The 8,779-nt window shown below is 42.4% G+C and carries 5 protein-coding genes; 3 read left to right on the plus strand and 2 right to left on the minus strand.

All coding sequences use genetic code 11. The annotated features are described in order from the left end of the window. Positions 1-668 precede the first annotated feature (668 nt). The gene (locus QL982_RS13570) at positions 669-2,396 is read right to left on the minus strand and encodes an AMP-binding protein (protein ID WP_290190391.1); all 1,728 of its coding nucleotides are present in this window, start codon (positions 2,394-2,396) and stop codon (positions 669-671) included. 348 nt (positions 2,397-2,744) lie between these two features. Then, entirely contained in the window at positions 2,745-4,538 is a 1,794-nt protein-coding gene (locus QL982_RS13575; RefSeq protein ID WP_290190392.1) for a von Willebrand factor type A domain-containing protein, read from the minus strand. A gap of 265 nt (positions 4,539-4,803) precedes the next feature. Here QL982_RS13575 and parC point away from each other — a divergent pair, with 265 nt between their 5' ends. The 3 genes from parC (at position 4,804) to QL982_RS13590 (ending at position 8,277) form a co-directional block, all read left to right on the plus strand. Beyond that, the gene (gene parC, locus QL982_RS13580; protein ID WP_290165384.1) at positions 4,804-7,110 is read left to right on the plus strand and encodes a DNA topoisomerase IV subunit A; all 2,307 of its coding nucleotides are present in this window, start codon (positions 4,804-4,806) and stop codon (positions 7,108-7,110) included. An 83-nt stretch (positions 7,111-7,193) separates the two neighbouring features. After that, the gene (locus QL982_RS13585; RefSeq protein WP_290165386.1) at positions 7,194-7,664 is read left to right on the plus strand and encodes a hypothetical protein; all 471 of its coding nucleotides are present in this window, start codon (positions 7,194-7,196) and stop codon (positions 7,662-7,664) included. Between the two features lie 292 nt (positions 7,665-7,956). Then, entirely contained in the window at positions 7,957-8,277 is a 321-nt protein-coding gene (locus QL982_RS13590; protein ID WP_290165388.1) for a hypothetical protein, read from the plus strand. Positions 8,278-8,779 lie beyond the last annotated feature (502 nt).

Here is an 8,779-nt window from a genome sequence, read left to right on the forward strand (position 1 = left end):
AACCTCAAATATATCATCTTGCTTCGGCTGTCACCCCTCCTTTAATTCCTCAGCATACTTTTTGATACACCACCGAATATTCTAATGAAAACACCATTTTTTATAGTTATCGATGACAGCAGAAACTTATGAATAAGAAAGAGATGAGTACGATCAAATTTGTCATTCATAAGCTTTGCAAGTCAAAAGGCGATACTGAGTACATGACCAACGACCCAGCCTGACCAAGTCAAAAACTACATTTACTACAATGGTTTTGCAAAATACATCAAACAAAACCAACACATTTTTTTAGATAAATACAAGAATATATCGATAAGCACTATAGCAGTTTTAATAAAGATTCTCTATTAATAGTAGCTGTCGCCCATAGCTATCAAAAGCAATCAAGACAAAAAAATGATAAGGCAGCACAGAGGCAGCCTTATCATTTTTGGTCATGACAGCACCTAATTATGCAGTGCTTTTACACGTATCTATCGCTAATCGACGTACTCATAAAACAACCATTGAGAGGCAAATATTAGGACGTATCTTCAATTCACTCAATAGTCCTCTAAATGGGCTAAAAATGGCTAAGTCTTACCAAACATCATCAAATAGCTGGTTTGACGGCAATTTATCTCATTTTTATCACCATCTTTGAGATGAAGATATGCCCTAGTAAATTAACCGTGGTTTTTTTCTTCAAGCGCTCGCAGATCTTTACGCAAAATCTTACCAACATTAGATTTTGGTAACTCGTCAATAAACTCAACACGACGAGGACGCTTATAACCCGTTAGGTTTTCTTTACCGTAGGCAATAACCTCTTCAGTGGTCAAGCTAGAATCGTTACGTACGATATAAATCTTAGGAATCTCACCACTCTTCTCGTCCTCAATGCCAATGACACCGCATTCTAGAATCTTAGGGTGGCCCGCCATGACTTCTTCGACTTCATTAGGATAAACGTTGAAACCAGAAACCAAAATCATGTCTTTTTTGCGATCAACAATCGTGACATATCCGTCATCAGCCATGATACCGATATCGCCAGTACGGAAAAATCCATCCGCTGTCATGACTTCAGCAGTTGCGTCTTCACGGTTCCAATAGCCTTTCATGACTTGTGGTCCACGTACACTGATTTCGCCGCGCTCACCAAGCTCAACTTCGTTACCCGCATCATCTAAGATTGCCACATCGGTTGCTGGCATCGGTACACCAATGGTGCCAGTGAATGTCTTGCTGTTATTCGGATTGGCAGTCGCTACTGGTGATGTTTCAGACAAGCCATAACCTTGAATAATAATATTGCCTGTCACTTGCTGCCATTTTTCTGCTGTTGGGCTCAGTACCGCCATGCCACCGCCCATCGACTGACGCAGCTTGCTATGATCTATGGCTTTGAATGCATCATTATTAGCCAGCGCATTGAACAAGGTATTTACCGCTGGGAAAAACGCTGGTGGATTGGCTTTGTATGCTTTTATCAAGCTATCAAGATCGCGTGGGTTTGGCACCAAAAGCACCACACAACCACGATACAGACCAAACATACCACAGACGGTAAATGAGAATATATGATACAGCGGCAAAGCCGTCATAATCACAGGCTGCTCACCTCTTTGATCAAAATCATCAAAAGCAGTGCCCAAAAAGGTATTAGATTGAACCAAGTTTGCCACTAAGTTTTTGTGCGTCAACATCGCGCCTTTGGCCACACCTGTCGTACCACCGGTATACTGTAGAACCGCGATATCGCCTAGGCCAATATTGTTTGGGCGTTTGTATTTACTTGCGGTGACCTGCTTCAGCGCACTTTTGAAGCTAATGCTATTAGTAATATTATAGTCGGGCACCATTTTTTTGACATGACGGACAACGGTGTTGACCATAAAGCCTTTGAGCGTACCCATCAAATCGCCCATACCCGTAATCACGACTTTGTCGACCACATTGCGACCAATGTCTTGATACGTTTTGGCAAAGTTTTCGACCATAATCAGCACTTTGGCGTCTGAATCGGTCAATTGATGCTCAAGCTCTCTGGTGGTATATAGTGGATTGACGTTGACTAGGGTGAGGCCTGCACGCAACACACCGATGACGGAGATTGGCAACTGTAAAATATTGGGCATCATCACCGCAACTTTGTCACCTTTGACCAATCCTAATGACTGTAGATAGGCTGCCATCTGACGACTGTACAAGTCCACTTCTTGGAAACTTAACGATGACCCCATACAGATATAGGCGGTTTTATCTCCATTTTGAGCGAAGCTTTTTTCAAAAATATCGATAAGTGACGTGTCGTCAGCTGGTAGCTCGATGTCGTAAGTCAATCCAAGTTCTTGATACGTTTTTAGCCAAACTTTATCGTCGCGACGGATTAAATTTCCTTGATTTTCCATAATCTTTTTTCTCCTAGTAATAATATATTACCGCCAACCCATGCCAATCACAGTGTGATAAATATACGAAAAGTCAGGGCCTTGCTCGCCATTACCATGGAAAGCAAGCCTACGATATAACTGTATAGTGATGAGCGAACAATATAGTGGTAAGTAGCCCTTTGTTCATTAACATACACACTTTATACAGAGGACTCAATATAAAAGATTGCTACACGAGTTCTCAAATGGGCTTGACTGACGATAAAAATATTTATATCAAATAGTTAATGACTTTACTCAATGGCTTTTCAGCATTTTATTGATGAATAGCCATCGACAGAAAATCTCTCATTTGTTACGCAATTCTTACTTTTGATTGTCTAGCGCGCCAGCCAATTCCGTTAAAGTCACGAAGTTACGGCGGGTGCCATCTGTATCACTGCTTGGTTGCTTTGCGACACTACTTTTTGCAATTTTAGTGCTGTCACTGTATTGCCAATTGTTGATATGGTCACTTTGGCTCAAGCGCTGACCGAACCCTGCGACTGCCATGGCAAACTGGGTATCGATAGTGGCTTTATCTAAAGTTTGACTGCTGCTATTAATCGGTTGGCTAACCAGTTTGGAGCTGCCACCTGTAGGCGCTTTGTAGCGAATTTTTAGATAACCAAGCTCATTGGCTTGCTGTTTACTGCTCACCTTCGCACTGGCATCCGCATAACGGCGATCACTATACAGACCTTTTTGACCTTTAGGTGTCACTTCAAATAACGCAATTACCGCTTTACCTGCACCCAGCTCACCTGCATCAATTTTGTCATTATTGAAGTCTTGCTCGTTAAGCACACGATTTTCATAGCCAATCAGACGCCACTCACTCACGACATCAGGGTTGAACTCGATTTGTACTTTTACGTCTTTAGCGACCGTATTAAAGGTCGCGACCAACTCATCACCAAAGACTTTTTTGGCTTCAGTCAGACTGTCGATATAGCTGTAATTACCATTGCCGTTGTCCGCCATTTGCTCCATCATGTGGTCATTAAGATTACCACGACCAAAACCAACCGTAGAGAGTGAGATACCACGCTCACGATTGGATTTGACCAAATCCAGCATATCATCGACATCGCTGATACCGACATTAAAATCGCCATCGGTCAACATCATAATACGATTGATGCCATTCTTTTTCATCGCTTGCTCAGCTTGGCGATAAGCCAGTTTCAACGCATCTTCTCCGTTGGTGGAACCTGAGGCATTTAATCCCTCAATCGCGGCGAGTATTTTTGCTTTTTGATCACCATTGGTTGCAGGCAATGCCACACTGGTGCTGCCCGAATAGGTAACAATACTGATGCTGTCTTGAGCGCGCATTTGTTCTGTCAGTAGTTTAAGCGATGACTGCGCCAATGGTAGCTTATCACGCGACGACATCGAGCCTGACACATCTACCAAAAACACCAAATTGGCAGGTGGCATAGATTGCTTGGCATTTTTATTAGACCAGCTGTTCTCCACGGCTTTGATACCGACTTTGACGATTTTGTTGTCCTGATCGGCTCTATCCCAAGGCGAATCGACCACTTCAGTTGCGACCACAAATGGCGCATTACCGAGGCGTTTGCCACCATCAAATTGATAATTAAAATAGTTAATCAACTCTTCTACCCGTACCGCATTGACAGGTGGTAGCTGACCTTCATTTAGATAGCGGCGCACATTGGCATAGCTGCCCGTATCGGTATCGATAGACAAAGTAGAGACCGCCATATCCGTCGTGCGATGTACAGGATTGGCATCGTTCTTTTGATAATTATCATTTGCCTCTGGTTCGGCGCTGATGGGTTCAGGTCTGACCATAGATGGTAACACTGGAGATTGTAAGTCTGAAGAAGGTAGCGGTGATGCCGAACCCCTTAACACCAAAAAGGGATCAGCGCTTTTCATATCAGAGGCTGACGATGTATTTGATAGTGTAGCAGGGCGGCGTGGTTTTTTCATCATGGTACTTTTCGATGGTTTTGCCACTGGTTTGCTTGCTTGCTGTGAACTACAAGCCGTCAATCCCACACTGGCGACAATAGCCAATAACAGTGTGTGTTTGGTTAAATGATGATTGAGTACACGCAATGAATAAGTAGATGGCACAGATGACATAGTAACTACTCCGTATAATAGATAGATGAAGAATTTTTAAAGACAACACAGTCATCAAAAGTTGGGTTAACTATACTTCACCTATTTTGTAAAAGCTATCAACCAAAATGCCATAAAGAAACCAAATGAAGCGCGTCACGACCTGTCGTCTATTCTGACTTACACCTTTTTAATTCTGCCAATTTCCTTTACGATAGCACTATCCTATTTGTACGCTTGCACCAATTATCTATACCTATTAAAACTGATAAGTGAATCCTATTTTATGTCTGATGTTATTGATCATACGATTGCCCCAATCATCCCCACTGAACCGATGGATACTCGCTCAGTCGCAGAGTTCACTGAGCAAGCCTATCTCAACTATGCGATGTACGTCATCATGGATCGGGCGCTGCCAAATATCGCTGACGGCCTCAAACCTGTACAGCGCCGCATCGTCTATGCCATGAGCGAGTTAGGCCTAAAATCGACTGCCAAAGCCAAAAAATCGGCACGTACGGTCGGTGACGTCTTGGGTAAATACCATCCACATGGTGACAGCGCTTGCTATGAAGCGATGGTGCTCATGGCGCAGCCGTTCAGCTATCGCTATCCGCTCATCACAGGTCAAGGTAACTGGGGTAGTCCCGATGATCCTAAATCCTTTGCGGCGATGCGTTATACCGAAGCCAAAATGTCGGCTTATGCCAATACGTTGCTCGCAGAACTCGGACAAGGCACGGTCGATTGGCAAGATAACTTTGATGGCACGATGCAAGAGCCAACTACCCTACCTGCCCGCCTGCCTAATATCTTATTAAACGGTACGACAGGTATCGCGGTCGGTATGGCAACGGATATTCCGCCGCATAATCTTAATGAAGTGGTACGCGCGGCCATTCGTCTGCTCAAAAACCCAGAGCTATCGGTCAAGCAGCTTACACAGTCAATACCAGCACCTGATCTGCCAACACCTGCTGAAATTATTACCAGTAAAAAAGATTTGCAAGCGATGTACGAGACGGGTCGTGGCAGCTATAAAATGCGTGCGACGTTCCATGTCGATCCTAAAGAGAAAAACCTCGTCATCATCGATGCACTCCCTTACCAAGTATCGGGCAACAAAATCCAAGAGCAAATCGCCAAGCTCATGACCGACAAAAAGCTGCCTTGGATTACCGATATCCATGATGAGTCAGATCACGAAAATGCGTGCCGTATCGTGCTTGAGCTAAAATCAACCCGAGTCGATGTTGCTCGCGTCATGAGTCACCTGTTTGCTAGTACTGAGCTTGAGAGTAATTACCGCGTTAATATGAATATGATTGGCCTAAACGGTAAGCCGCAGGTCAAAAACCTAAAAGAAATATTAGAAGAATGGCTCGTCTGTCGTCGTTCAGTAGTCACACGCCGCTTGCAATATCGCCTCGATAAAATCGATAAGCGTTTACATATCCTCGCAGGCTTGCTGATTGCTTATCTGAATATTGATGAAGTCATTCGCATTATTCGTGAAGAAGACGATCCAAAAGCGACGTTGATGCAGGACTATGACCTGACTGATATTCAGGCCAATGCTATCTTGGATATTCGTCTGCGCCAATTGGCGAAGTTAGAAGAGATTGAGCTACGCCGTGAGCAAGATGAACTGGCTGCCGAACGCGCCATCATTCAAGAGTATTTGGACAACCCAGACAGTCTGACCAATCTGATGATTGACGAGCTGACAGCCGATATGAAAGAACATGGCAATGAGCGCGTATCACCACTGGCAGAGCGCGAAGAAGCGCAAGCATTAAAAGAGTCAGACCTCGTACCTAGCGAGCCTGTCACCGCTATCCTATCGAAAGCGGGCTGGATTCGTGCTGCCAAAGGTCATGACGTCGATGCTGCTGGTATGAGTTACCGCTCAGGTGACAGCTATCAAGCGCACGTGCGCGGTAAATCCAATGAAAAAATATACGTGCTCGACAGCACTGGTCGCAGCTATAGCATTGACGCGCACAATCTCGCATCGGCTCGTGGTCAAGGCGATCCGCTGACCAGTGTGTTAAAGCCGCCATCAGGTGCCAGCTTTGAGCAGCTACTAACGGGTGCTGACGATCAACGCATCATCCTTGCCAGCTCCGCAGGTTATGGTTTTATCAATACCGTTGGTAATCTAGATAGCAATCAAAAAGCAGGTAAGAATATTATTAATCTAGCGGCTGATAGTCGCTTGCTCCCTGTTGCGCGTATCGATGCGCCAGTAGATGCGACCGCTAATACTGACGGTGAAAATAGCAATACAAGTGTGGCACCTGACCACGTCGCCGTCGCGACCAATGCAGGATATTTATTAATATTTGGGCTCGATGATTTGCCTGAACAGGCGCGCGGTAAAGGCAACAAGCTTATCAAGTTAAAAGACGGCGAAGAAGTACTTACCATCACGCCACTCAGTCAGCAGGACAGCCTTGTCATTACCGCTGGCAAACGCCATGTGACACTCAAGCCAAATGATTTGGCTAACTATACGGGTGTTCGTGGTAATCGTGGTGGTCAGTTGCCCAGAGGCTTTCAGAATGTGACGAGTGTTGAGGTTGGGTAGTTTTGGTTTAATTATTTGAATTTTGAGGGCTAGGTCGAAAGCCTAGCATCCCGCTATCCATCACTGTACTGGAGTTTTATAATATGCAGCTACTCTCAATTATATCTATAATCATTTCAGTAATCAGTGTATTCATCACTGGACTCATTTATATAAATGCGAAAGAGACTCTCAAACAGTCACAAGACAAGTATCTTTACGAATTAAGACTCAACGCTCTGAAAGCTACTAAAGAAGTAGAAATGATTTGGCAGTCTGCTATTAGTGATGTTTATCATGAGAAAGAACGTATCAAAAAATTTGAAGGAGAACTCAATTTAACTATTAAAAAAATGTTTGATGATTATGAGTTAGGACTGTTAAAACCAAGTCTCGAAAATATCAGTAACATGAGGAATAAGCTATCAGAAGAATTTGATTCTATAACAGAAGGTGAAGCAAAATTGGCAATAAAAGAGATGGAAATAGTAAAAATTAGCTTAAGACAAACCCAAGAAGAATCTGTAAGAAAATTTGAATTGCTTTACAATAAATTGAAAGAAAATCAGCGGTAGGTTGGTCTTTTAGCCCAACGAATTATTGGAATACAAAAACCTAGTTTGTGATGTAGGGCAAGCAGTATATGTTCCATGCACCTATAAGACTGGTAATATGCGAAAAACCACTGTAAATATCATCTCATTAACAACTAGATTCTAAGGATAGAAATGCACGAGCAAGTATCAAGTGATTATAATCAAGAGTCACTTTATTCAGCGCGTAAGGTGCGTTCCACGCATTGATGAGATTAACATTAAAAAAATCGCACACTGGACGCGACCTATGACTTAAATTATTAGTGACTATATGAAATTTTTAGCGATAGTTGTATCTTTTTTATTTTTATTCTGTGCACTTGCAGGAATTTTCGTCATTCCCACTTTTGAAGAATTGTATAAAAGTTTTGGTACTGATATACCCGTATTTACTAAGGTAATATTAAGTACTCATAAATACTGGCTAGGGTTATCTTTAATCCCAATACCCTTGGTTTACTTGTCGGAACAGTCAAAAAAATGGCAAGCTATCATCGTATTTTTTCTCTTAGCTTTGGCTATTCTTCTGATTCCTTTGACCATTGCTGCTCTTTATCTACCTATTTACGAATTGGGTAAAGTAGTTGGTTAAATTATAGCAACAAACATAGCTATACTTTTAGCACGTAGGGCTGGTTAGCTAATGTAGGATAAGTTTCACGTACTGATTATACAAACAAAATTCAAAAAGGTGCGTGGAACGCACCCTATAACTAAGGTTTAATGAACCTTTAATAAAACATAAAGATTCTATGATAAAAAAAATTAGAACGGCTGAAACGTTTTTGAGAATAGTTATTAGTAAATACAAGCTGAACTCGAAGCCCAACTTATGCTTGTTGAAAACGACTGACCCAGTACGGCAAAGTAGCAACGTATATTAGAAATCCATAAAATAGAAATACCATTAAAAATCCATAAGAGTAAGCACAACTTTGAAAGTATGTTAAACACATAAGATCATAACTGAAAGGCATTATAAGATATCCTATCAAAGGAAATATGATCGCAAATCTTATGTGCTTCATAGCAAATTTTTTAGAACGATACCTGCCTTTTTTGTGAAAATATACAATTAGGATAAAATGTATAAT

This window comes from Psychrobacter sp. 5A.1, assembly GCF_030407455.1.
In the GTDB taxonomy this organism is placed as follows: domain Bacteria; phylum Pseudomonadota; class Gammaproteobacteria; order Pseudomonadales; family Moraxellaceae; genus Psychrobacter.

Bases quoted from the DNA above. Each gene is read 5' to 3' on its own strand.
- QL982_RS13570 (WP_290190391.1), bottom strand. From the start codon at position 2,396: ATGGAAAATCAAGGAAATTTAATCCGTCGCGACGATAAAGTTTGGCTA.
- parC (WP_290165384.1), top strand. From the start codon at position 4,804: ATGTCTGATGTTATTGATCATACGATTGCCCCAATCATCCCCACTGAA.
- QL982_RS13590 (WP_290165388.1), top strand. From the start codon at position 7,957: ATGAAATTTTTAGCGATAGTTGTATCTTTTTTATTTTTATTCTGTGCA.
- QL982_RS13585 (WP_290165386.1), top strand. From the start codon at position 7,194: ATGCAGCTACTCTCAATTATATCTATAATCATTTCAGTAATCAGTGTA.
- QL982_RS13575 (WP_290190392.1), bottom strand. From the start codon at position 4,538: ATGTCATCTGTGCCATCTACTTATTCATTGCGTGTACTCAATCATCAT.